Here is a 25,110-nt window from a genome sequence, read left to right on the forward strand (position 1 = left end):
TAAAACTTGGCACGCTGCTTGCTTGGTTTGTTTCGACCGGACAAAAAGGAGACCGCGCCATGAGTAGCAACGTGATTTCCCTCGAAGGGTTGGGCGTCGCCTCCCGCGATGAACTGACCAAGGCGATCGAGGCGGAGGGATGTTCCTCGTCCTCCTGCGGATCCTCGGATGCCCCCGAGGACATGGATCCAGCAACCTGGGCCAAAGTGCAGGACCACCCCTGCTATTCCGAAGAGGCGCACCATTACTTCGCCCGGATGCACGTGGCCGTGGCGCCGGCCTGCAACATCCAGTGCAACTACTGCAACCGCAAGTATGACTGCGCCAACGAAAGCCGCCCCGGGGTGGTCAGCGAACGGCTGACGCCCGAACAGGCGGCGCGCAAGGTGATCGCGGTCGCCAACGAGATCCCGCAGCTGTCCGTTCTGGGCATCGCCGGGCCGGGCGACAGCGCCTATGACTGGCGAAAGACCAAAGAGACCTTCAAGCGGGTCGTCGAAAAGCTTCCCGACATCAAGCTGTGTCTCAGCACCAACGGGCTCGCGTTGCCCGATCATGTCGACGAATTGCTCGACATGAACATCGACCACGTGACGCTGACGATCAACATGATCGACCCCGAGGTCGGCACCAAGATCTATCCCTGGATCTTCTGGGACCACAAGCGACGCACCGGCCTCGAGGCCAGCCAGATCCTGCACGAGCGGCAGATGCAATCGCTCGACATGCTGCACGAGCGCGGGATCCTGGTGAAGGTCAACTCGGTGATGATCCCGGGGATCAACGACAAGCATCTGCTCGAGGTCAACAAGGAGGTGAAGCGCCGCGGCGCCTTCCTGCACAACATCATGCCGCTGATCTCGGCGCCCGAACATGGCACTGTCTTCGGCCTTGAAGGCCAGCGCGGGCCGAATGCTGCGGAACTGAAAGAGCTGCAGGATGCCTGTACCGGCGGTGCCAACCTGATGAAGCATTGCCGGCAGTGCCGGGCCGATGCGGTCGGGCTTCTGGGCGAGGACCGGGGTCAGGAATTCACCATGGATCTGGTCCCCGAAGAAGTCAGCTATGATCCCGCCAAGCGCGAAGCCTATCGCGACTGGGTGGAGAAGGAACGCGGCGACCGTCGTCAGGCGGCCGAGATTGCCAAGGCCGAGACCGAGGCCGCCGTCGCCGATGGGGCGCAGGCCCTGCTGGTCGCGGTGGCGACCAAGGGCGGCGGACGGATCAACCAGCACTTCGGCCATGCGACCGAGTTCCAGATCTTCGAGGTCGATGCCGATGGCGTCCGCTTCGTCACCCACCGGCGTTGCGACAACTACTGCGTCGGCGGCTATGGCGAGGAGGACAAGCTGGAACTGGTGATCAAGACGCTGGAGGGCATCGACACGATCCTCTGCGCCAAGATCGGCGACTGCCCGAAAGAGGATCTGGCGGCGGCCGGGATCGAGGCGATCCAGGACTATGCCTTCGACTATATCGAAACCGCGGTCTCGGCCGTCTATCGCGCCCGCATGGGTCTGCCGGCCATGCCGGCCGAAACCGCCTGATCGCGTCAAAGGAAAGGAACGGCCATGGCCTATCAGATCGTGCAAGCCAGTTGCACCGTGTGCGGCGCCTGCGAGTTCGAATGCCCGAACGCAGCGATCAGTTTCCAGAGCGATACCTACATCATCGACCCGGATCTGTGCACCGAATGCAAGGGCAACTTCGACACGCCGCAATGCGCCGCGGTGTGCCCGGTGCCCGACACCTGCATTCCGGCCTGAGCCGGGATGCGTGAAGGTCCTGCTCCTGTGGACTGGCAGGGGGCGCCGATCGACTGCGCCGCCTGCCGGTTTCGTTCCAGGCTGGACCAGGGACATTGCGGGCAGGGATGGGCCTGCGTCCACGACCGCTATGCCAAGCGGATCGAGCGGTTCTTTCTGCTCAATCCGGACCTCGCCGACGATTGCCTTTCGATGCCCTATTTCGAGACCCGGATGAACGCGGCGCGGGTGGCGACGCTGTTCCGGCTGCCAAGGCTTCTGACCGACCCCGATGCCGGGGTGCGGGCGATGGCGATCCTGCGGTTGCCGGCCGCGCATGCCGAACGCCGGATCAAGGACCCGGACCGCCGGGTGCGGATCGCGGTCGCCCACCGGATGCGGCCTGACGCGCTGTTGCCGTTGATGGAGGACCCGGATTCCTATGTCCGCTCGATCGTCGCGCGGCGGGCCGACCCCGGGGCGCTTCCGGTGATGCTGGGCGATGCCGACCCCGAGATCCGCCGCATCGTGGCGCGCCGGATCGGCGAGGCCTGGCTTGACCGGCTGCGCAGCGATCCCGACCCGTTGGTGCGCCGCGAGGCCGCCGGCCGCCGGCCGGGGCTGTTTGTCGCCGACACCGACATTCGGGTCCGCCATGTGGTGGCCGAGCAGGGCAGGCTCGAGGATGTGACGCCTCTTCTGGACGACCCCGAGGACATCATTCGCGAGACCGCGGCAGCGCGGCTTGCCCAATTGAAGGAATCTGCCGATGTCGACCGATGACCGCGAGATCGAGGTCTACCGCGCCCCGCGCTACATGCCCGGCGACAAGGTGGTCTCGAAGCGAAGCATCAAGAACGACGGCACCATGGCGGGCCGCGAGATCGGCGAAGTCGTCGTGAAGAAGGGCGATGTCGGCTATGTCCGCGACATCGGCGTCTTCCTGCAGCAGTTCTATATCTATTCGGTGGATTTCGTGGCGCGCGCCAACATCGTCGGGATGCGCGAGCGCGAGTTGGTGCCGGACGAGACAAACGTCCGGGTGGGCTCCGCGCTGGCCGGCGAAACCCGGCTTCAGTCCCATATCGTGACCCGGCAAACCCTGGCTCAGAAGGAGACAATTTGATGAAGGTGATCATTCGCGACACGCCCAAGGGGATGGAGGCGTATGTGGCCAAGAAGGACCTCGAGGAAATCATCGTCGAAATGGAAAAACCCGACCTGTGGGGCGGCTGGGCGAAGCTGGCCAATGGCTGGGTCTTTGCCATGCCCGCATTCGATGTGCCGCCGAAGCTGCCGATCACGGTCGAAGCGACGCGCCTTTCTGCGGCGGAGGATTGAGCCATGAGCGATCTGGATATTCTTGACGACGTGCTGGGCGAAGTCTCGAACGGCGCCCGCATCCCCTATCTCGGCGCAGAGGTCGCGGCGCTGTCGGGCGGGCTTGCCCCGACCACGCCCAATGCGCTTTGCGCCAGGATCGAGGCCGAGGTGCGGGTGCCGCGGCGCGCCAGCGGCAACCTGTGGTCGGCCGCGCAATATGTCGAAAGCCGCAAGTTCCGCGCGACGCTGAACACGATCGTCGAGCGTGCCTTTGCGGTCGAGGACGGCGGGCCGAACCCGATCCACGACTGGCTGGCGCGGGTGCGCCCGCCGATGGTGGTGGATGCCTGGTACGACGACGGGTTGCTGAACGCGTTCTCGGGGCCGGACAACTGGGGCTGGGTACAGGGTGTCAGCCGCAACGGCGAGTGGACGCTGATCTGGACCCGGGCCTATGATTCCAGGGGCGAGGAAGTGGACGAGGCGCGATCCGACTGGCCGACGCTGATCTACAAGCCCCACGGGCTGGCGCGCAAAGGGTCGAGCTTTCTGATTTCGGACAGCGACTATGTCGAGGTTCTGACCGAGATCGACATTCAGACCCCGATCCCCGAGGAGGTGCGCCGCCGTCGCACCGGGCGGCCCTTCCTGTTCCTCGGCTGCCGGTTCGACGATCAGATGCTGCGGATCTTTGCCCGTCAGATCGCCAAGCGTTCGGCCGAAAACCACGTCGCGGTGATCGAGGGTGACCTCACCCGGATGGAACGCAAGTTCCTTGACGAAATGGGGATCCGCCGGATCGACCTGCCGCTCTCGGCGGTGGCAGACCATCTGATGGTGCCCGAGGGCTGATTGGCCCAAGGCAGACTGAAAACGCCCGGGCGCCGTTTCGGTGCCCGGGCGTTTTGTCGTTCAATCGCAGCCGTTTCAGTTCTGGCGCGACCACCAGACCAGAGTCGCCACCGCCAGCACGGCGATTGCCGCCACGCCAGCCATTTCCAGCCAGTGGGGATGGAGATGCGGAATGCCGGCATCGTGGGCGGCCGCGGGCATTGCGGCAAAGATGGCGGGCAGGGCGGCGAGTTTCTTCATCGGGCAGGCTCCGTTCGGCAGGAAGGGTCAGGGGCTCGGGTGGGCGACCGCCGGCAGCGGCCTTCCCCTTGTTCGTACATCCACTTGTGGGCCGATGCCAAGAGAGGCGCGGCGTTTTCCCGGCGTCACCAGTTTGCCGCACGCAGCGGATCGGTCAGGCCCGTGGGCTCGTCCTGTTCGACCTCGCGGTGGACATTCCGGGCGGGGCTTGCCACCGCATCGCGGCCCTTCTCGAAGCTCTGTTCCAGCACGACCTCGCGATAGGCCTTGTTGAGCGTGCGGGCACGTTCGGCCGAGGGGAACAGCGCCACCGTCACATCCGCCTCGAGTGCCCGGGCAAAGGCCGGGTCAAGCGTGCCGTCGGCGTCGAAGGCGCGCGCGATGATCTCGTGATTGTTGCGGAACTCGTCGCCCGCGCCGTTCTGCAGCAGATAATACAGGATCTCGCCGTTGCCGTCGGTACGGACCGGATCTGGCGTGCCCTGAAGCCCCTTTTGCGTCCAGTGATACCAGCCGCGGGCATGGGCGGTGTCCGCGGCGAGTTTGCGCGGAAAGGCAAAGGCCGCGTCGTCGGTCACGCCGATGCTGCCATGGCAGCCCATGCAGAACACGGTTTCCTCGAAGGTCTGCGGCCGCAGATCGCCCTGCGCATCCTCGATGAACGCCTGATAGCGCCAGCCCGTGCCATTGCCGATGCCGGTTTCAAGATTGCCGAAGAACTGCTTGGTCCGGTCGGGGAAATCCGCGTCCTCCTTGATCTCTGCGAGCGCCCAATCCTCGAGGTTGGCATAGGTCCGCCAGCTGGTCTTGCGGGCGTAACGGACCTCCTTGATGCGGGGGGCCATGGCGATGTCCCCGGCGGCGACGTCGATGTAGCGCACCGTATGCAGGAACTCGGTGCCAAGCGGGAAGAGGCCGGCGGCCAGCGGGGCGTCGCCAGCGGCCTGCGCATCCTTTGCGGCGCCGACATAGGACATGTTGCGGCCCTGCTTCGGGGCCCAGTCGAAGGCGACGTGATCGGCGGTGCCGAGCGTGCCGTCCTTGTCGAGATCGACGCCATAGACCGTTTCATCGACCGGGTCGATTGCCACGTCGCTGCGGCGGATCAATGCCTCGGTGATCGCAAGGTTCAGCTTGTAGGCCTCGGCGTCAGGGCGGCCATCCGCGGTGGTGCGATAGATCTCGGGCAGGCGGATCAGCACGTCGTCGGTCGAACCGTTGGCCGGCCAGAAGGTCGAGGGCAGCGGCATGTAGGCGAAGGCGCGCCAGCCCGTGGGGGTGCCGTCGGGCGCGTGGTCAAAACCGGCGTCATCGAAGGCGAAATAGGCATCGGGCACATAGCCCGCCCAGGCGCCGTCCTTGTCGTAATCCCAATCGGCGGGCAGGTCGGCCAGCTTGCGCGCCAGCGTGATCGTACCGTCGGCGTCGAAATAGTTGTCGCCTTCGACATAGGCGTCGATCTCGGCATCCGAAACGGCGGCAATCGCCGCGGTGCGGTCGACGAAAAGGTTGGTCCAGGGGTTCTTCAGCGCCGGGCCCGGGAAGGCATAGGACTGCTGCAGGTCCGGGTCGTTGACATAGTTCGGCACGCGCGCGCGGACATGGCAGGTAAAGCAGGGGTTCTCGACCTTGCCGGTCGCCGCATTCTGCGTGTCGGTATAGCATTGCGGCGGGATATAGGCGGTCGTGTTTCGCAGAACCTTCGATGTCAGGTCCTGCGCCATGCCGGGGCCGGCGGCCAGAATCACGGTCAGGGCGGTCAGGGTGGATCGCATGTTCAGCGCCTCGGTTCTTCTCTACGGAAAAGAGAGGCGCCGCGGCGCCTCTCCCGAATTTTCCTTGGGCTTGAAGGCTTATTCAGCAATGGCCTTCATCGGGCCGATGTAGCCGACATAGGCCATGGCGTCGGTCGGATCCGCCAGCTTGTCTTCGTCGGACTCGCCATAGGGGTGCTGCACCACGGCGATGATATAAGACCAGCCGTTGATGTTCGGGTAGAAATAGGGCGAGGTGGTTTCCGAACCGTAGGGGGTCGACAGAACCCGGGTCAGGCCGCCCGTCTCCATGTCATAGGCCCAGATCACGTCGTTCTGGTGGCCCGAACCGGTGTCCTCGCCGATGATCAGCGTGCGGGTGCCGGTCAGGAAGGTGACGTTGTCGGGGTTTGCGATCCCGTCGATGTCACAGGTGTTGCCCGCCATCTCCGAATTCTCGGGGTAGTCGGTCGGGATGCCGGCGACGAGGCCCTTGACCGATTTGGCCACATAGTCGGACTTCATGTCGGCATCGGCCGCGAGGTCGAACTCATAGACAGCGCCGCATTCGTTGACGGTCAGCTGGACGTCGTCCGGGCCACCCTTGTCCTGCTTGCTGCCCTTGGCCATGCCCTTGGCAACTTCCGACATCGAGACGAACAGCTTGTTCGTGGCCGGGTCGAAGGTGATGCCTTCTTCCTTGCGCAGCTCGGTCGTCGCGCCCTTGATGGCGGCATAACGGCGGGTTTCAAGCCGCGAGGCAGCCATGTCCATGCCGTCCTTGACCTTCAGGCATTCCTGACCGGCCGAGGTGTTGATCGAGGTGAAGCCTGCGGCGCAGCTGCCGTCTTCGCCCGGCGCAACCGCGTCGAAGATGTCGGCGAAGGCCGGCTTGCTTTCGACGATCTTGCGGATCTCGTCGGAGGTGGCATGGCCCAGGTTGACCCAGGTCAGGTCGGCCGCACCGGCGCCGTCGCCCGAGGTCTGGTGCCACTTTTCGGCATAGAGCGTGCCGGCGTCGAGGTTGCCGGCCTCATCGGCCACGAACATGTAGAAGCCGACGTTGGTGCCGTCATCCGACATGTAGACGGTCTTCTGGTCGGGCATGACGTAGCCGAGCTCGAAGGCCATGCGGCCGGCGGCGAGGTGCTGTTTCACCGTGTCCTTGCCATCGGCGCTGACGGCAACTTCGGTCAGCCAGCCGTAATGGTAGGGATTGAAGACGTCGCGGAACTGTTCGAGCGTCATGGTGTCCGGATCGACGCCGAAGAAGCGGGCCATGGGCTTGAAGTAATCGTCGATGTCGTCCAGCGATGCGGCCTCGAAGACCGAGCGCGCGTCGGGCTCATATTCTTCCGAGCCGAGGTGCGTGCCCCAGGGGGTCACGGACCCCGCGCAGGGAACCCAGAGGCCGCCGAACTCGGAAAAGTCTACCGGGCGGGTCGAGATCGGGGTCAACATGCCGGTGTCGGCATCCTGGCTGAGTTCGGAGAGGTACATCGCACCGGGGCGCGATTCAAAATGGGTGACCGAGAACAGCTTGTCGCCGACGGGCAGCAGCGAGGTGAAGTCGGCATCGACGGAAATATGCACCGAGCCGTCCGCGTTGGTGACCGGAAGGCCGTTCTGATCGACCAGCTCCGCAAACACGTTGCCACCGATCTTGTCGCCGCTGCGGGCGAGGATGTGATAGCCGGTCTCGTTGGTGACGCCGCCATAGGTGACGGACGGCGTGGCCAGCACCTGGCGTTTCATCGCGTCGGTATTGGCGAAGGGGACCGGGGTGAATTCGATGGTTTGGGCACAGGCAGCACCCAGCGAGCCGACGACAGCGGTCGTGGCCAGCAGCGCAATTTTCGTGGAGATCATGAGACACCTCGTGAGTAGTCGTAACCGATACTGACCCGGAACGTCGATTCGCTCCAGATTGTCGGCATAGGCCCCGGCTACTCCGGCTATGCGACAGGCATGTGACCATTCAAAAATCATGGTACTATCAGAAATCATGAGTATTTTCATCTGGTTTTCGGGTGTGTCACCCTCTGTTTTCTCCCCCGACCCCTGCGCGCAGGGCGGGCGGGCCACCGGGGCGCGAAGGACCTGGAACGTCCGGAAAGGGCCCGATGCGGGACCGCCGGGTGACCGGCCGCGGACCAGCCCCCCGGCGCGATGCGCCCTGCTTGGGGCGGCCCTGGTCAAGGCGGTGGCCCTGACATTCACTCTGGTCTGGTTTGCCGCCGCGGCGGGGGCCGATACCTTGCGGATCGGGGTGCTGGACTATTCCGGGGCGGACCACCCGCTGACCGACTGGACGCCCACGATGGAGGCGCTCGACGCCGGTCTGCCGGGGTTCGACGTCGAGCTGGTCGCGCTCGACATTCATGCGCTCGAGGCGGCGGTGGCGGCGGGGACGCTCGATTTCCTCATCACCAATCCGGGAAATTACGCCGAGCTCGAATACCGCTATCACATCAGCCGGATTGCCACCGCGGACGAAAACCTGCCTGTGGCCTCGACACTTGTCGCGGTCGACCCGGCGCCTGCGGGGCTGGCGGATCTGGCAGGCAAGCGGCTGGCCGTGGTCGCGACCGAGGCGTTCGGCGGGTTTCAGGCGATGTGGCGCGAGTTGGCCGAGGCAAACCCGGGGCTGCCGGGACGGATCGACTGGGTGGTGACCGGCTATCCGATGCAGTCGGCGGCCCAGGCGGTTCTGGACGGTCGGGCCGATGCGGCGGTGTTGCGCGCCTGTCTGCTGGAGGAATTGCAGGCCGCCGAGCCGGAGGTATACGGCAGGCTCGTGTCCTTCGAGGCACGGTCCGATCCCGAAAGCGGCTGCGCGGTGTCGAGCCGGACCTATCCCGGCTGGCCCTTTGCCAAGATGGCCCAGACCCCGCCCGATCTGGCCAAGCAGGTGGCGGTGGTGCTGTTGCAGATGCAGGACGGCAACGTCTGGACCGTGCCGGTCGATTACCAGCCGGTGCACGACCTGCTGCGGGCACTGAAGATCGGGCCCTACGCGCGGACCGGTCCGGTATCGCTCAGCGAGTTCTTCGAGGATTACCGCGAATGGCTGTTCGGGATTGCTGCGGCGCTGGCATTCTGGGCGATCCATTCGGTCCGGACCGAGACGCTGGTCAGGCGCCGGACCCGGGCGCTCGATCAGGCCAACGCCGGGCTGAAGCACGAGATTGCCGAACGTCACCGGATCGAGGAGGAGGAACGCCAGCACCGCCGCGAGCTGGAACATGTGGCGCGGCTGTCGATCCTGGGCGAAATGGCGTCCTCGATCGCGCACGAACTGAACCAGCCGCTCAGCGCCATTTCGACCTATGCCCAGGGTTGCCTGATGCGGTTGAAGGCCGGGCGGCTCGACCCGGGCGACATGGCGCGGGCGTCCGAGGAGATCGCCGCGCAGGCCGACCGCGCGGCGCTGGTCATCAAGCGGATCCGCGCCTTCGTGCGCAAACGCGAGATCCAGCGCACTCCGGTCGATCTGAGCGAGATGGTGCAGGATTGTGCCGCATTGTTCGAGGCGACGACGCATCGCGCCGGCGTCCGGGTCGAGATGCTGCTGGCCCCCGATCTGCCGACGGTGCAGGCCGACCGCGTGCATCTGCAACAGGTGGTGCTGAACCTGGTGCAGAACGCGGTCGATGCCATGGCCGCGATCCCGCCCGCAGAGCGTCGGCTGCTGATCCGTACCGCGGTCGAGGTCGATCCGCTGCGTGGCGAGGGTCTGTGCCTGTCGGTGCGCGACCGCGGCTGCGGCATGAACGACGCAGCGCTCGATCGCTTTGCCGAAGCCTTCCACACCACCAAGCCCGAGGGGATCGGACTGGGGCTGGCGCTCAGCCGCTCGATCGTCGAGGCTCATGGCGGAAGCCTGCGGGCGGAACGGCCGCAGGACGGGCAGGGGCTGCGGGTGACACTGTGGCTGCCGATCGGGGAAGAGGCATGAGCGACGAAGATGCCGTGATCCATGTCGTCGATGACGACCGCGCGGCGCGCGAGGGGCTGGGATTTCTGCTGTCCTCTCTGGGACTGACGGTCGCGGCGCACGCCTCGGCGGCCGATCTGCTGGCGCGGCTCGATCCCGGGCTGGTCGGCTGCATCCTCGCCGATGTGCGGATGCCGGGGATGACCGGGCTTGAACTGCTCGATGAACTCGGTCGCCGCGGCTGTCCGCTGCCGGTGATCGTGATCACCGGACATGGCGATGTGCCGATGGCGGTACAGGCGATGCGCGCGGGCGCGATGGATTTCTTCGAGAAACCCGTGAACGGCATGGCGCTCGTTGAACGCATTTCCGAGGCGCTGAAGCTTTGCCGCGAGCGGCTGGCGGCCGACCGCGACAAGGCGGGCCTGATGGCGCGGATCGAAAGCCTGACCGCGCGCGAGGCCGAGGTTGCCCGTGGCGTGTTGGCCGGCAAGCAGAACAAGGTGATCGCGGCCGATCTTGGCATCAGCCTGAAGACGGTCGAGATCCACCGTCACAATGCGATGGAAAAGCTGGGTGCAAGCGGCGCGGCCGATCTTGTGCGCCGGCTTGTCGCGGCGGGCTGGGGTAGCGAATAGGGGTTAACCCCTAGGCCCCGCGGGTTTCCCACGAATATCGCACCGGGAGGGGTGGGCGTAGTGTCCGGCTGATCGCAAGAGAAAGGATCAGCCCATGGAGATGAACCGTCGCGGCTTTCTGGGGGCGGTCGGTCGGGTGAGCATCGGTGCGGCGGCTTCGGTCGCAGGTGCCGGCCATGCCGCCGAGGCCGCCGCAGGGGGCCATATTCCTCACTGGGGCATGGTGGTCGATCTGCGCAAATGCATCGGCTGTCAGGCCTGCACCGTCGCCTGCATCATGGAAAACGACGTGCCCGAAGGCGCGTTCCGTACCCATGTCTCGGTCTATGAACTGGTGATGGACGGCCAGGACCCGGCGATGGTGATGCTGCCGAGGCTCTGCAACCATTGCGACAACCCGCCCTGCGTGCCGGTGTGCCCGGTCGAGGCGACCTTCAAGGCCGAAAACGGCGAGGTGCTGGTCGATGCCAGCCGCTGCGTCGGCTGCGCCTATTGCGTGCAGGCCTGCCCCTATGACGCGCGGTTCATCAATCATCAGACCCAGACCGCCGACAAGTGCACCTTCTGCTATCAGCGCACGCAAGCCGGGCTGCTGCCCGCCTGTGTCGAGACCTGCGTCGGCGGCGCCCGCAACTTCGGCGATCTGACCGATCCCGACAGCGAGGTGGCAAAGATGCTGTCCGAGAACGAGGTCTCGGTGCTGCGTCCCGAGATGCACACAAATCCCAACGTCTATTACATCGGGCTGCAGGACGTGCTGGCGGGCCGCGTGGCGGGCGAGGCCGCCTTTCATCCGGCCGTGCTGACCGAACCCGGCCTGACCGGAGCCGATGCCCACGGGGAGGGCGCATGATGGAAATCCAGGAACTCGTTGGCGCCGTTCACCATGTGGCATGGCTGCCCTGGGCGGTGCAGTATTTCTTCCTGATCGCGATCTCGACCACAGCCTTCCTGCTGGCGCTGCCGGCCTTCCTGCTGGGCCGGGAAGCGGCGCTGCCGCGGGCGCGGCTGGCGTTGATGACGGCGGTCACGACCGGCATCACGGCACCCATCGCGCTGCTTGCAGACCTGCACCAGCCGGGCCGGTTCTGGGAATTCTTCGTCTACACCAATGCCAGTTCGTGGATGGCCTGGGGCGCCTGGTTCGTCCCGGCCTATGTCGGATTGCTGGTGCTGTTCGCCTGGGCGGTGCACCGGCCTGCCTTTCACGCATGCGGACAGGAGGACTGGCGCTTTGCCTGGATCTTCCGCTGGCTCAGCCTTGGCGGGTCGGCGAACGGCTTTGCCCGGCCGCTGGGCTATGCCGCATTGTTCGCCGCGATCCTGGTGCTGAGCTACACCGGCGCCGAGGTCTATGTGGTCAAGGCACGGCCGCTGTGGAACACGCCGTTCCTGCCCTGGCAATTCGTCGCCACGGGCTTTGTCGGGGCGCTTGGCGTGATGCTGGTGCTCGAACGCGTGCTGAGCCGCGATGGCGGGACCGAGGCGCAATTGAACCGCCGTCTGGCGCTGTGGCTCGGCGTGGTCGCGGTGCTGGGAGCCGCCTGGTACGGCGTCGCCCTGTCGGGGATCAGCCCGCGCCACACCGAGGCGCTGGCCTCGGTCGCTGGCTTCCCGGTCTGGCACGTTCTTGCAATCTGGGGCGCCGGGACGGTCGCGATAACCTTCCTGCTGGCGTTGCTGGCGCCGCGCAACAGCGGCTGGGTCACCGGGCTGCTTGCGATCCATGCCGCCTGGATGTTCCGCTGGACCGTCTTCATGGGCGGACAGGCGGTGCCGAAGGTGGGGTCGGGTCTTTACGACGCGCTGCTGCCTGCCGGGATCGCAGGGCTGATGGGGGTAATCGGCACCTTCGGGCTCTGGCTGTTCCTGGTGATTGCCTACACCACCTTCATTCCCTGGTCCGAAGCAGGCGTGCCAACGGCCGGCAAGACCGCCGCGCCGTCCCGTCCCGCCAGCCAATTCTGAGGAGATCCGCCATGTCCACCCGCCGCAACATCCTGAAAGGCGCCGTCGCGACAGGCGCTCTGGGCACCTTCGCCGTCGGCTATGCCGGCACGATCCAGAAGCTCGCCCGCGGCCATTGGTCGGGCGAAAAACCCGCGGGCAACCTGACCGGCAATGCGCCTGCGCCCGAATTCAGCGTCGATGCCGCCACCGGCGACATCGAACTGAACCCCGATCAGGCGGTCAGCTATACCATGTGCATCGGCTGCACGACGCTGTGTGGCGTGCGGGTCAGGGTCGACAAGGCGCGCAACAAGGTGCTCCGGGTCGCGGGCAACCCCTATTCGCCGCTCAGCACCGATCCGGCGCTGCCCTACGAGACCCCGGTGCGCGACAGCTTCCGCGCCATCGCGCAGGAGGGGAAGGGACAGGGCCAGCTGCATCGCTCGACCGCTTGTGGCCGCGGCAACGCGGTGCTGCAGCAGCTCGACAATCCGCGCCGGGTGCTGGCGCCGCTGAAGCGGGTCGGGCCGCGCGGGTCGGGCCAGTGGCAGACCATCAGCTTCGAACAACTGGTGGAAGAAGTGGTCGAGGGCGGCGATCTGTTCGGCGAGGGTCCCGTCGCCGGACTGCGCGAGATCCGCGATCTTGAGACCCCGATCAAGGAGGGCGCACCGGAATTCGGCCCCCGCGCCAATGGCGTCGCGCTGATGAGCTCGGTCAACGACGGGCGCGAGGTCATTGTCCAGCGCTGGCTGAAGCAAAGCTATGGCTCGAACAATTTCGTCCGCCACGGGTCCTATTGCGGCGGCGCCTATCGGTCCGGGTCGGGGGCGATGTTCAACGATCTGAAGGGCATGCCCCACGCCAAGCCCGATTTCAGCAATGCCGAGTTCATCATCTTTGCCGGGACTGCGCCCGGCAATGCCGGCAACCCGTTCAAGCGGGTGGGCGCGCTGGTGGCCAAGGCGCGCAGCGACGGCGATCTCGACTATGTCGTCATCGACCCGGTGCTGAACAATTCGCAGAACGGGCCGTCGGGCGAGCGCTCGCGCTGGATCCCGATCATTCCCGGCACCGACGCCGCGCTCGGCATGGCAATGATGCGCTGGATGTTCGAGAACGACCGGATCAATGCCGCCTATCTGGCCCAGCCAAGCCAGGCCGCGGCCGATGCCGCGGGCGAGGCAAGCTGGTCCAACGCGACCCATCTGGTCATTGCCGACCAGAGCCATCCGCGGATGGGCAAGTTCCTGCGCGGCTCGGACCTTGGGGCCGAGATTGCGGGCGATCCCTACTCCGATGCCGATCCGTTCATGGTGGCCTCGGACGCGGGCCCCGTGGCTGCGGCCGATACCCCCGCGCCGCTGTTCTTCGAGGGCAGTGTCGAGACGGCGAACGGGCAGGTCGCCGTCAGCACGGCATTGAGCCTTTTGCGCGCCGAGGCGATGGCCCACAGCCTTGAGGAATACGCCGCCGGCTGCGGCATCCCGGTCGAAACCATCGTCTGGCTTGCGAGAGAATTCACCAGCCACGGCCGCAAGGCGGCGGTCAATTCGCACGGCGGCATGATGGGCGGGGCGGGCTTCTACAGCGCCTATGCTCTGATGATGCTGAACACGCTGATCGGCAACCTGAACTGGAAAGGCGGCACCACGGTCGCGGGCGGCTGGTTCCCCGACAACAAGGGGCCGGCCTATGACCTGGCAAGTTTTCCCGGTGCGGTGAAGGCCGGCGGCCTGCCGCTGGGGCGCAATGTGCCCTATGAAAAGACCAGCGAGTTCAAGGCCAAGAAGGCGGCGGGCAAGCCGTTTCCGGCCGACGGCCCGTGGTATCCGAACGCCCCGGGGCTGGCCACCGAGTGGTTTGCCTCGATGGTCTCGGGCTATCCCTATGGCATCGAGGCGCTGATCCTGCGCAACGCGAACCCCGTCTATGGCATCCCGGGCATCGAACATATGGTCGAAAAGCTGAAGGATCCCAAGGTGGTGCCCCTGATCGTGTCGATCGACCCGTTCATCAACGAAAGCACCGCAATCTCGGACTATATCGTGCCGGATTCGGTGATGTACGAAAGCTGGGGGTTTGCCAAACCCTGGGCCGGGGTCGCGACAAAGGTGACCACGGCGCGCTGGCCGGTGGTCGAGCCGAAGATGGCCCGCACGGCCGAAGGCGTGCCAATCGATGTCGACATGTTCCTGATCGCGACCGCAAAGCGCATGGGTCTGCCCGGGTTCGGCGAGAAGGCCATTCCCGACGCCGATGGGACGCTGCATCCGCTGAACCGGCCCGAAGACTGGTATCTGCGCGGCGCGGTCAATGTCGCCACCATCGGCAAGCCCGTGCCGGATGCAAGCGACGACGATCTCGCGGTCTCGGGCGTCGACCGGATCCGCCCGGATCTGGAGGCGGTGCTGAAGCCCGATGAATGGCGCAAGGCCGCGACGGTCTATGCCAAGGGCGGGCGCTACGAGAACGTCGACAAGTCGTTTGACGGCGAAAGGGCCGCTCATGCCTGGGAAGATCCCATGCAGGTCTGGAACGAATCCGTGGGCAGCGCCCGCAACGCGCTGTCCGGCAAACGCTCGCCCGGCACGCCAAGCTGGCGGCAGCCCGAGTTCGCGGATGGCACGAAAGTGTCCGACCACTTCCCGCAGGCCGACTGGCCGGTCAGCGTGATCAGCTTCAAGTCGCCGTTGCAGAACTCGTATTCCGTGGGCGCCTCGGCCTTGTTGCGGATCGTGGCGACCAATCCGGTCAATATCGGCCGCGCGCTGGCCGAGGCACATGGCATCGCGACCGGCGACATGGTGCGGCTGACGACGCCGGGTGGCAGCCTCGACAGCGTGGCCATTGTCCGCGACGGGGTGGCGCCCGACACGGTGGCGATCGAACACGGGTTCGGCCACCGCGGCTTTGGCGCGGCCACGGTCACCATCGACGGCACCACCTTGCCGGCCGATCCGCGGCAGGCCACTGGCGTGCTGCAAAACGATCTCGGCATGCTCGATCCAACCCGTGCGCTGGCGGGCGTCTGGGTCGACCCGATCTCGGGGACTTCGGTGCGGCAGGGCCTGCCGGCACGGCTCGAACGCATCGGCTAGGCCTTGGTCGGGTCCGGCCGGACAGAGCGGGGCGTCGCGGCATTTGCTGCGACGCCCCGCCTGCATTCTGCAATGCGGAACTTTTTTGTGAAAATGCGTGGGAATTCGTAGGGAAAGCCCGGAGGGTCACATAGGTACCGTCACAGTGCAGACGCTCTCGCGTATGGCCCGGGCGCCGAACGTCACATTGGGATGACAGGAGCAGACAATGGCACACCAAGACCCACATCTTCCGCAAACCGAACACACGGTTCCCTGGTTCTGGCCGCTTGCGGCCGGGATCGAGATGGGCGAGGCAGGGTTCGACCTGTTTCGGCAGAACATGAAGTTCATCGAGGAAGCAGCCGAGATCACGACCCCGCCCGCACCCGAATGGGCAACCGCGAACCGCGTCGTGCGCGACCTCGACACCATGCGGCTGCGCGATTTCTCGGCGCCGGATGCCCCGGCGGACGCGGTGCCGGTGATCGTCGATGCGCCCTATGCGGGGCACCATTCGACCATCGCCGATCATGCCCCGGGCCAGAGCCTGGTCGAGACGCTGCTGGCCTCGGGGGCGAAGCGTGTTTTCGTCACCGACTGGAAAAGCGCCACCCCCGAGATGCGCGATTTCGACATCGACAAGTACCTTGCCGAGATCAACGTCGTTGTCGACGACCTGGGCGGGCGGGCCAATCTGGTCGGGCTGTGTCAGGGCGGCTGGATGTCGGCCATGTATGCCGCGCGATTCCCGGGCAAGATCGCCTCGCTGGTGCTGGCCGGTTCGCCCATCGACACCGACGCCGGCGACGGGCCGATCCGCAAGATGGCGCATGAGACGCCGCTGTCGTTCTATCAGGAGCTGGTCGACAGCGGTGACGGCCGGATGCTTGGCCGCAACATGCTGGCCGGCTGGAAGAACATGCATCCGATGCAGCAATACGTCGAGAAATACCTCGACCTCTATGCCCATGTGAATGACGAGAACTATATCGACCGGACCGAGCGGTTCGAGGCCTGGTACGAGAACCCGCTGGACCTGCCGGGGCGGTACTACCTGCAGTCCATCGAACTGCTGTTCAAGGACAACCTCTTTGCCAAGGGCGAGTTCACCGGGCTCGGCCGCAAGCTGAACCTGAAGGACGTGACCTGTCCAACCTTCCTGCTGGCGGGCGAAAGCGATGACATCACGACCCGCGAACAGGTCTTTGCCGCACGCGGTTTGCTGGGCACGCCTGACGCGCAGATCGAACAGAAACTGGTTCCCGGCGGGCACATCGGCCTGTTCATGGGGGCGCGCACGTTGAAGGACGTCTGGCCCGGCATCGCGGAATGGATCGTCGCGAAGGGAGATGCGTGATGGCACGGAAATCCACTGTGGCGGCCACAGAGGGCGCCGACAAGTTTCAGACCCTGCCGCTGCCCGCACTCGAGGCCGAACTGAAGGCAACCCCGGACGGATTGAGCGATGACGAAGCCGCGCGGCGGCTGACGCAGTACGGCCCGAACGAGATCGCGGAAAAATCGGTCAGCGCGCTGAGGAAGTTCCTCGGCTATTTCTGGGGGCCGATCCCCTGGATGATCGAGGTCGCGGTGGTGCTGTCGGCAATCGACCGGCATTGGCCCGACTTCTTCATCATCCTGCTGCTGCTGTTCGCAAACGCCCTCGTGGGCTTTTTCGAGGAACATCAGGCCGGAAACGCCATCGCGGCGCTCAAGGGCCAGCTTGCCGCCAAGGCGCGGGTGCGGCGCGGCGGGGCCTGGAAGGACATCGCGGCGGGGGCGGTCGTGCCGGGCGACGTGGTGCATCTGCGGCTTGGCGATATCGTGCCGGCCGATGTACGGATCCTGAATGGCGCCGAGGCCGAAGTGGACCAGTCGGCGCTGACCGGCGAGTCGCTGCCGGTGACGCGGCACGAGGGCGACGCGGCGTTTTCCGGCTCGATTATCCGGACCGGGGAATTCGACGGTCTCGTCTATGCCACCGGCGCCAACACCTTCTTTGGCCATACCGCCCAACTGGTGCAGGAGAGCGGCGGCAAAAGCCACTTTCAGCGCGCAGTCCAGCAGATCGGCAACTATCTGATCATTCTGGCGCTGGTGCTGGTCGCGATCATCGTCCTCGTGTCGCTGTTCCGCGGCAATCCGCTGCTTGGCACATTGCAGTTTGCGCTGGTCCTGACGGTGGCGGCGATCCCGGTCGCGTTGCCGACGGTGCTGTCGGTAACGATGGCGGTCGGCGCCAAGCTGCTGGCCGGCAAGCAGGCGATCGTCAGCCGGCTGGCGGCAATCGAGGAACTGGCTGGCGCGGATATCCTGTGTTCGGACAAGACCGGCACGCTGACCATGAACCAGCTGACGCTGGGCGAGCCGTTCTGTCTGGACGGTGCGGACCGCGATGCGGTGATCCTGTCAGGGGCGCTTGCCTCGCGCGAGGATGGAGCCGACGCGATTGACGCGGCCGTCCTTGGCGGGCTGTCCGACCCGCAGGCGGTCGATGGCTGGAAGCTTGAGGAGTTCAAGCCCTTCGATCCGGTGGGCAAGCGCACCGAGGCGACGTTGACGGGCCTAAGCGGCACGCGGGTCCGCACCACCAAGGGGGCGCCGCAGGTGATCGTGGCGCTCTGCGATCTGGACGATGCGCGGAAGGCCGAAATCACCGAGGCGGTCGATGCCTTCGCCGCCAAGGGTTATCGCTCGCTTGGCGTGGCGCGGGCCGAGGGCGACGGTCCATGGACCTTCCTTGGCGTTCTGCCGCTGTTCGATCCGCCGCGCGACAGCGCCAAGGAAACGATCCGGCGCGCCCGCGCCATGGGCATCGACGTCAAGATGGTCACGGGCGACCAGCTTGCCATCGCGCGCGAGACCTCGCGGGTGCTGGGGCTTGGCACCGATATCCTCGATGCCGAGACTCTGGGCGATGCCCGCCACCACGAGGGCACGCGGGTCGACGATTCGATCGAAACCGCCGACGGCTTTGCCCAGGTGTTCCCCGAGCACAAATACCACATCGTCGATGTGCTGCAGCAGGGCGGCCATATCGTTGCCATGACCGGCGACGGGGTGAACGACGCGCCGGCGCTGAAGAAGGCCGATTGCGGCATCGCGGTCTCGGGGGCGACAGATGCGGCCCGCGCCGCCGCCGACATCGTGCTGACGACGCCCGGCCTGTCGGTGATCATCGACGCCGTGACCGAGGCGCGCAAGATCTTCGAGCGGATGAACTCCTACGCGATCTACCGCATCGCCGAGACGCTGACGGTCCTGCTGTTCATGGCGCTGTCGATCATGGTCTTCAACTTCTACCCGATGACCGCGGTGATGATCGTCATGCTGGCGCTGCTGAACGACGGCGCGATCCTGTCGATTGCCTATGACAATGTCGAGGGCAGCGCCGCGCCCGAGCGTTGGAACATGCGCCGGCTTCTGGGGATCGCCTCGGTGCTGGGGCTGATCGGGCCGATTGTTGCCTTCGGGCTGTTCTATATCGCCGACCGCAAGATGGGGATGCCGCGCGACCAGATCCAGACGCTTATGTATCTGCTGCTGTCGGTGTCGGGCCATCTGACCGTCTTCCTTGCGCGAACGCGCGGGCCGTTCTGGTCCTCGCGGCCGGCGAATGCGCTGATCCTGGCGGTGTTCGGCACCCAGGTCGTGGCGACGCTGATCGCGGTCTACGGGCTGTTCATGACCCCGCTTGGCTGGGGCTGGGCGCTGGCGGTCTGGGGCTATGCGCTGGTCTGGTTCCTCGTCACCGATCTGCTGAAGGTTCGCGCCTATCGGGTGTTCGATCCTGTGGACGCCTGATCCGGGGGGAGGATCCATCCGGTGAAATTGAGAGCGCCAGCGGGGGACCATCCCGCTGGCGCTTTTTTCATTGGTTTGGGTGCGGGCCGTGCGCCCGACCCGCGATCAGATGTTGGTCGTCCTGGGGCCGACCCACTTGGCCAGCAACTTCGGCAGAGCGAGGCCCGCCACCAGCGCGACCAGCCAGACGATCAGGACCGACAGCAGCCAGGTGTTCAGCCCGCTGATCTGAAAGCCGGACAGCAGCAGGTCGCAAAAGAACAGCCCGAGGAAGGTGGCGATCAGTGTGACGCTGCCCTGCATTGCGGGAAGGTTCTTTTTCGACAGGTTTTCCAGCAGCGGTCCCGCCAGCGCCTCGACCACCGACAGCAGCACAACGGCCAGAAAGAAGCCGCCGAAGTTGGTGGTGAAGCCGACAAGGAAGAACATGGCCACCAGCAGCCCGATTGCATTGGCCAGCAGGAAAACAAGGGCGGAAATCAACATCTTCTTCATGGGCACCTCCAAATGTCCGTTTCCCCGAACTCTATCCTCGCAGACGTGAAATCCAAACCCCCGTTGCGTCATCGGGTGACGGGTGCGTCGCCTTACCGCCGTTGTGCCGCACCGCAACGAAATCGGCCCCGGCGGATCTGCCGGGGCCGGGCTGGGGTGGGGGGAAAGCTCAGGCGCGCTCTGGCACCTCGAGCCCCAGCCATTCCTTGTAGAAGGTGTCGATGTCGGGTTCGAAATCGTGGATCACCGGGTACCAGGGCGTCGGCGCCTCGACATCCAGCAGATCGCCGGACAGGGGACAGAAGTATTCCCGGATCACCTGCCATTCGGTCGAAGGCGCCATCAGCCGGGGATAGATCTCTTCCATCCGTTCGGCGGTCTCGCGCACCCGGACCTTGGCATAGAGCTTCCAGTTCTCGGTCCAGTCGCAGAAATCGTGCCCGGCAAAGCTGCGTACCACCCATTTCTTGTCGCTGGCGCGCTGCACGATGAACAGCTTTGGCCCCAGCGGCAGGATGATCTTGTCGTCCCACGGCACTTCGTCCTGCAGGATCTCGATATACTTGACGAAACGGTCCTGGTCCTTCGGCGTCGACAGCATCTGTTGCAGCGTGTCGCGATCGATCTTGCCATCGACCAGGTCCTTGATCTTAGCCTTGGTGTAAGCCATTGAATCCTCCCTTGGAAAAGCCGGGCGCGGCGATCCCGCGCCCGCGCGCCATCATTCTTCGACCAGTTGAACCGTGTGGACGTCGGGCAGTTCGGAGATATCCATCGAATATTCCCGGCCATAGGACGGGATCGGCAGATCGGCCTCGTTCAGCACCCAGTCGTCGGGCAGGTTCCAGAAGGCACGGAAGTCCTTCTCGAACCGCGGCCCGAGCTTGAAGGACGCCGCGAACATCTGCTGCACATGGGTGCCGGCATCCTTGGCAAGGATCCTTTCGCGCTCCTTGGCCATCCATTCCTGCGTTGGCACCGCCTCGGCAAGCCGGGTCTTGCGGATCTCGGCGCGCATGGCCGCCGTTGCCGCCTCGTCGACACCCAGAAGCCCGTCGCCCGCCTCGGCCAGCACCACGCCATAGACCTTGTCGGCAAAGCGGCGCAGCAGATAGCCGCCGTTCACGTCGTCGGCCACCGATTGCGGTTCGCGGTCCATCGGATCGCCAAAGCCCGGACCACCGCGCATGTAGTTGAGGTAGAGGTCATAGTCCTCGAACATCGCCTCGGTGGTGATCGCCTGCTTGTCGCGCTTGATCCGCGCGCCGTCGAGCATGCTGTCCCAGACCGGGTTCTCGGGGTCGCTGTCGCCGCCGAAGGGGATCGGCTCGCCATTGGCGATCTTTTCCTTCAGCCCGGCATCATGCGCCTCGAAACGATAGCCCGAGGCCGCCGGATAGCCGCCCATCAACCCCCAGTCCGAACTGATATGGCCGTTGCCCATGAAGAACATGGTCCAGTCCTTGGCGTTCCAGACCATGCGCAGCGACTCGAACCCGCAGCCGCCGCGGTACTTGCCCGCGCCGCCAGAGGATGCCTTGATCTGACGGCCGAGATAGACCAGCGGTTCCGCCAGTTCCCAGATCTCCATGTCGCCCATGTCGCCTTCGGGGTTCCAGATCGCCGCGGCATGGCTGATGCCGTCGCCGACGGCGCTGGCCCCGACCCCGTTGGCCGCACATTCGAACGAGTTCACGGCGTGGATCTCGTCATACTGGTTGAAGCCGCCTCCCTGCAGCCAGTTCGAGGTATTGGCGTTGCCGGCGTTGACCTCTTCCAGATAGCCGCGGCCGAAATAGGACCGCGACAGGCCCCGCCACAACGCCGTCCAGGACGACACCAGGAAGTGCCAGGAATAGCTGAACGCCACCCGCCGGTCGTCGGGGTTCATCCAGGTGCCCTTGGGCAGCCGGAATTCGGTGCCATAGGCCGCGCCGTCGTTGATCATCTCGGTCGGGATCAGCGACTGGGTCATCATCACCCAGATGCCGGAGGTGAAGCTGACCTGATGGGCGTTGTAGGTGTGCCATCCCCAGCGGCTCGATCCCTCGAAATCCAGCCGCCATGTGCCGTCGCCGCGGATCGTCATCTCGGACGGCGTGTGCATGATCGTGTCGAGCTTGGCAAAGTCCGACGGCACCCGCACATCGTCATGGGCATAGGGCACGTCGACGAAGCCGACCTGCCGGTACTTGCCCGGAACCGTCATTGCCTTGATGCGGTTCTGCAACCCGGTGCGGCCGTGTTCGATGGCCTCGTAGGCGAACTTCCAGTAGGACTCGATGCCTTCTTCGGCGATCACTTCCTCGACCAGCTTGCGGATCATGTGGCAGCCGGCGACGCGGGTGCGTTCGTCCAGCATCCAGTAGCGCGTCGTGCGCACCGCACGCTGACTTTCGTGCAGCCAGTCGCGGAACAGCGTGTCGTTTGCGCCGACCTTGCGGCAGGTGACGGAATAGCCGTCGCCAAAGCGCTGGATCTGCCCGGTGGACATGGAGCCGGGGCCGACCGAGCCGGTGTCGATCACATGGGTCACGCCGCCGACCCAGCCGATCAGTTTGCCCTGGTGGAAGATCGGCACGATGGTGTGGATGTCACAGGGATGGACGTTGCCGATCAGGCTGTCGTTGTTGCAAAAGATGTCGCGGTCGTTGATGCCGGGGTTCGATTCCCAGTCGTTCTCGATCATGTACTTGATCGCCGCACCCATGGTTCCGACGTGGATGATGATCCCCGTCGAGGTCAGGATGCAGTCGCCCGCCGCGTTGTAGAGCGAGAAGCAGAGCTCGCCTTCCTGCTCGACGATCGGGCTTGCCGCGATCTTCTTGGCGGTCTCGCGGGCATCGACCACCCCGGCCCGCAGCCGCGAGAACAGCTTGTTGTAGTGGATCGGATGTTCGTCGCGCAGCTCCATGTGGCGCAGCCCGGCATAGTGGCCGGTCCGCTTGGTGGCCTCCATCAGCCGGTCGCGGTGTTGTTTCAGGGTCTCGCCGCCGCGGACGATCCCCTCCTTGATTTCGCTTTGAATGTTCATGTCTGTTGTCCTCCCTTGAGCCTCAGATTTCCTGCAGGTGGAACAGCCGGTGTTCGTCCAGCCAGGTTTCGAAACCGTCCGGCACGACAAAGGTCGTGGCGTCGGATTCGATGATCGCCGGGCCGAAGATCCGGTTGCCGGGCAGAAGCCGCTCCATCTGATAGAGCTGCGCGTCGAGCCAGTTGCCCTTGCGATAGAACTGCCGCGTGCCAAGCTTGGCCTCCTCGGGCGGCGTCGGGTCGTGCAGTTCCTCGCGCGGGATCCGCGGCTTCGGGATCGGCACCGTGCCGCGCATGATGGCCCCGGTCACCGAATACCCCAGCTCGGGCGAGCGTGCGGACGCGGCATAGACCCGGCCGTAGGTGTCGTTGAAGGCGTCGACCAGTTTGTCCCAGTCGTCAGCATTTCCGGCGCTGGCGATCGGGCTTTCGATCTCCAGATCGTTCAACTGGCCGCGGTACTGCATCCGGAAGCCAGGTTGCAGCGTCACCTTGTCGGCGGAATGGCCGTTGAGGGCGAATTCCTCCAGCACCCGCTCGGCCAGCTCGTCCCAGGCCGCCTGCAGGATTGCGGCCTGCTTTTCCTTGTCGGCCTCGTGGGCATGTTCGTCGATGTTGATGTCGAGCGACTTGTCATAGCGATATTCGAAATCCGCCGCCGCGCAGCCGAAGGCCGAGAAGCCCGCGGCCCAGGCCGGCACGATCACGTCCTCGAACCCCAGCCCTTCGGTATAGCCATAGGTATGGACCGGGCCGGCCCCACCATAGGAGAAGCAGACAAAGCTCGACGGGCTGTAACCCTTGCCCGAGATCATCGAACGCAGGTAATCGCGCAGATCGCTGTCGAGCAGTTCGATAACGCCGGCTGCCGCCTCTTCGACGGTCAGGCCGAGGGGGTCGGCGATCTGTTCCTTCATCGCGTCCCAGGCGCGCTGCCGGTCAAGCTTGACCTGGCCGCCAAGGAAATTGTCGGGGTTCAGATAGCCAAGGATGACGTGGCAGTCCGAGATTGTGACCGTCTCGATCCCGCTTGCCTCCCAGCAGACGCCGACGCGATAACCGGCGCTGTCAGGCCCGAGCTTGATCGCCTTGGTGTAGGGATCGAGCCGGATGAAGCTGCCGGCACCCGCGCCAACCGAATCCATCGCCACGAGCGGCAGCGACAGCACCAGACGCGCCATGTCGGGGTCGTTCTTGATCGTCAGTTCGTTCTGGGTGATCAGCGCCACGTCGAACGAGGTGCCGCCGATGTCGGAGCAGGCGATGTTCTTGTAGCCCAGCACCTCGCCCAGGTATTTCGCACCGATCACGCCGCCGATGGGGCCGGATACGATGGTCCGCGCCAGTTCCTTGGCCTTCCAGCTGATCGTGCCGCCATGGGTCGCCATGACGCGGAAGTCGAACTTCGATCCGTTGTCCTTGAACGCGGTCGAGATCTTTTGCAGCGTCTGGCGCGAGGGCTCGGCGGCATAGGCCTCGAGGATCGTGGTGTTGGTGCGGTGGGTTTCCTTGCGCACCGGGTAGTAGTCGGTCGAGGCGAAGACCGGGATCGACTTGCCGGCGGCTTTCACCTCCTCCTCGACGATGTCGCGCACCCGGCGTTCGTGCGCGGGGTTGCGATAGGAATGCAGCAAGGACACCACGATGCCTTCCACATCCTGCGCGACAAGGTCCTTGGCGGCCGCGCGCGCGGTTTCCTCGCGCAGCGGGATCACCACGGTGCCCGACATGTCGATGCGTTCCATCACGCCGCGTGTCAGGTGCCGCGGCACCAGCGGGTCGTCGTAATAGTGCGTGTTCAGGTGGATCCGGTCTTCATAGGCAAAGCCCAGATAGGCCTGGATGCCACGTCCCATGCGGTGGAAATCCTCCATCCCCGCATTGACGATCAGGCCGCAGCGCAGCCCCTTGCGCTGAACCACGCGGTTCAGCATCGCGGTTCCCGAATAGACCCCGGTCTGGATCTGCGCCAGCGCCTCGTCAAGCTCGAGCCCCCAGTGCTCCAGCCCCTCCTTGCTGGAAGCGATCAGGCCGAGCGCCTCGTTTTCCGGCGTCGACTGCGCCTTGCCGACCACGAAATCCCCGTCGGCATCTACGAAGAAGGTGTCGGTCATGGTCCCGCCGGCATCGATGCCCAGCACCTGGACGTTGCGTATGTTTTCCCTGTCGAGTGGCAAAGTATCGTCCTCCCTGCGTTGCTGTTCGGTTCGATCGAACCTCACGCCGGGGAAGATGGCAGGCGGCCGGGGCGTCCGG

Annotated in this window: 19 protein-coding genes and 1 pseudogene; 13 read left to right on the forward strand and 7 right to left on the reverse strand. The window is 65.2% G+C overall.

Going from position 1 to position 25,110, the window contains the following annotated elements; all coding sequences use genetic code 11:
* Positions 1-59 precede the first annotated feature (59 nt).
* The 6 genes and pseudogenes from nifB to DQG17_RS15635 all read left to right on the forward strand — a co-directional run bounded on the left by nifB (position 60) and on the right by DQG17_RS15635 (position 3,920).
* The gene (gene nifB / locus DQG17_RS15610; protein WP_116133783.1) at positions 60-1,547 is read left to right on the forward strand and encodes a nitrogenase cofactor biosynthesis protein NifB; all 1,488 of its coding nucleotides are present in this window, start codon (positions 60-62) and stop codon (positions 1,545-1,547) included.
* Between the two features lie 24 nt (positions 1,548-1,571).
* Positions 1,572-1,760 (forward strand): annotated as a pseudogene (locus tag DQG17_RS15615) (4Fe-4S dicluster domain-containing protein); the annotation flags it as partial.
* A gap of 12 nt (positions 1,761-1,772) precedes the next feature.
* Positions 1,773-2,528: a 4Fe4S-binding leucine-rich repeat protein gene (locus DQG17_RS15620; RefSeq protein ID WP_116133785.1), complete on the forward strand. Its 756-nt coding sequence runs from the start codon at positions 1,773-1,775 to the stop codon at positions 2,526-2,528.
* On the forward strand, positions 2,515-2,871 hold the full coding sequence (locus tag DQG17_RS15625) for a nitrogen fixation protein NifZ (RefSeq protein WP_116133786.1): 357 nt from the start codon (positions 2,515-2,517) through the stop codon (positions 2,869-2,871). Before DQG17_RS15620 ends, DQG17_RS15625 begins: the two co-directional genes overlap by 14 nt.
* Entirely contained in the window at positions 2,871-3,086 is a 216-nt protein-coding gene (gene nifT / locus DQG17_RS15630; protein ID WP_116133787.1) for a putative nitrogen fixation protein NifT, read from the forward strand. Before DQG17_RS15625 ends, nifT begins: the two co-directional genes overlap by 1 nt.
* 3 nt (positions 3,087-3,089) lie before the next feature.
* Positions 3,090-3,920 carry an SIR2 family protein gene (locus tag DQG17_RS15635; protein ID WP_116133788.1) on the forward strand — a complete coding sequence of 277 codons (831 nt, stop codon included), beginning with the start codon at positions 3,090-3,092 and terminating at the stop codon, positions 3,918-3,920.
* A gap of 75 nt (positions 3,921-3,995) precedes the next feature.
* On the opposite strand, the gene DQG17_RS21715 is transcribed toward DQG17_RS15635, so the two are convergent.
* The 3 genes from DQG17_RS21715 to DQG17_RS15645 all read right to left on the reverse strand — a co-directional run bounded on the left by DQG17_RS21715 (position 3,996) and on the right by DQG17_RS15645 (position 7,783).
* Complete coding sequence (locus DQG17_RS21715) at positions 3,996-4,160, reverse strand: hypothetical protein (protein WP_157973632.1); 165 nt, start codon at positions 4,158-4,160, stop codon at positions 3,996-3,998.
* Between the two features lie 125 nt (positions 4,161-4,285).
* Complete coding sequence (locus DQG17_RS15640; RefSeq protein ID WP_198666154.1) at positions 4,286-5,935, reverse strand: hypothetical protein; 1,650 nt, start codon at positions 5,933-5,935, stop codon at positions 4,286-4,288.
* 78 nt (positions 5,936-6,013) lie between these two features.
* Positions 6,014-7,783, reverse strand: coding sequence for a PhoX family phosphatase (locus DQG17_RS15645; protein WP_116133790.1), 1,770 nt, complete (start codon positions 7,781-7,783; stop codon positions 6,014-6,016).
* Between the two features lie 334 nt (positions 7,784-8,117).
* Between DQG17_RS15645 and DQG17_RS15650 the strand changes: the two genes are divergently transcribed.
* From DQG17_RS15650 to DQG17_RS15680, 7 genes are all read left to right on the forward strand, one after another.
* Positions 8,118-9,872, forward strand: coding sequence for a PhnD/SsuA/transferrin family substrate-binding protein (locus tag DQG17_RS15650; protein ID WP_198666155.1), 1,755 nt, complete (start codon positions 8,118-8,120; stop codon positions 9,870-9,872).
* Positions 9,869-10,489 carry a response regulator transcription factor gene (locus tag DQG17_RS15655; RefSeq protein WP_116133792.1) on the forward strand — a complete coding sequence of 207 codons (621 nt, stop codon included), beginning with the start codon at positions 9,869-9,871 and terminating at the stop codon, positions 10,487-10,489. Before DQG17_RS15650 ends, DQG17_RS15655 begins: the two co-directional genes overlap by 4 nt.
* 94 nt (positions 10,490-10,583) lie before the next feature.
* A complete protein-coding gene (dsrO, locus tag DQG17_RS15660; RefSeq protein WP_116133793.1) occupies positions 10,584-11,342 on the forward strand; it encodes a sulfate reduction electron transfer complex DsrMKJOP subunit DsrO in 759 nt (252 codons plus the stop codon).
* Positions 11,339-12,457, forward strand: a complete 1,119-nt coding sequence (nrfD, locus tag DQG17_RS15665) for an NrfD/PsrC family molybdoenzyme membrane anchor subunit (protein ID WP_116133794.1) — start codon at positions 11,339-11,341, stop codon at positions 12,455-12,457. The genes dsrO and nrfD overlap by 4 nt, the downstream gene beginning before the upstream one ends.
* Before the next feature lie 11 nt (positions 12,458-12,468).
* Positions 12,469-15,540, forward strand: a complete 3,072-nt coding sequence (locus tag DQG17_RS15670) for a molybdopterin dinucleotide binding domain-containing protein (RefSeq protein WP_116133795.1) — start codon at positions 12,469-12,471, stop codon at positions 15,538-15,540.
* 208 nt (positions 15,541-15,748) lie between these two features.
* Positions 15,749-16,879, forward strand: a complete 1,131-nt coding sequence (locus DQG17_RS15675) for an alpha/beta fold hydrolase (RefSeq protein WP_116133796.1) — start codon at positions 15,749-15,751, stop codon at positions 16,877-16,879.
* Complete coding sequence (locus tag DQG17_RS15680; RefSeq protein ID WP_116133797.1) at positions 16,879-19,326, forward strand: plasma-membrane proton-efflux P-type ATPase; 2,448 nt, start codon at positions 16,879-16,881, stop codon at positions 19,324-19,326. Before DQG17_RS15675 ends, DQG17_RS15680 begins: the two co-directional genes overlap by 1 nt.
* Positions 19,327-19,431: 105 nt before the next feature.
* Here the strand turns inward: DQG17_RS15680 and DQG17_RS15685 are convergent, their stop codons facing one another.
* The 4 genes from DQG17_RS15685 to DQG17_RS15700 all read right to left on the reverse strand — a co-directional run bounded on the left by DQG17_RS15685 (position 19,432) and on the right by DQG17_RS15700 (position 25,031).
* A complete protein-coding gene (locus DQG17_RS15685) occupies positions 19,432-19,821 on the reverse strand; it encodes a phage holin family protein (RefSeq protein WP_157973633.1) in 390 nt (129 codons plus the stop codon).
* A 169-nt stretch (positions 19,822-19,990) separates the two neighbouring features.
* Complete coding sequence (locus tag DQG17_RS15690; RefSeq protein ID WP_116133799.1) at positions 19,991-20,491, reverse strand: acetone carboxylase subunit gamma; 501 nt, start codon at positions 20,489-20,491, stop codon at positions 19,991-19,993.
* A 51-nt stretch (positions 20,492-20,542) separates the two neighbouring features.
* Positions 20,543-22,855, reverse strand: a complete 2,313-nt coding sequence (locus DQG17_RS15695; protein ID WP_116133800.1) for a hydantoinase B/oxoprolinase family protein — start codon at positions 22,853-22,855, stop codon at positions 20,543-20,545.
* Between the two features lie 22 nt (positions 22,856-22,877).
* Positions 22,878-25,031, reverse strand: coding sequence for a hydantoinase/oxoprolinase family protein (locus DQG17_RS15700; protein ID WP_116133801.1), 2,154 nt, complete (start codon positions 25,029-25,031; stop codon positions 22,878-22,880).
* Positions 25,032-25,110: the final 79 nt, after the last annotated feature.

Source organism: Tropicimonas sp. IMCC34043 (genome assembly GCF_003390845.1).
In the GTDB taxonomy this organism is placed as follows: Bacteria; Pseudomonadota; Alphaproteobacteria; order Rhodobacterales; family Rhodobacteraceae; genus Tropicimonas.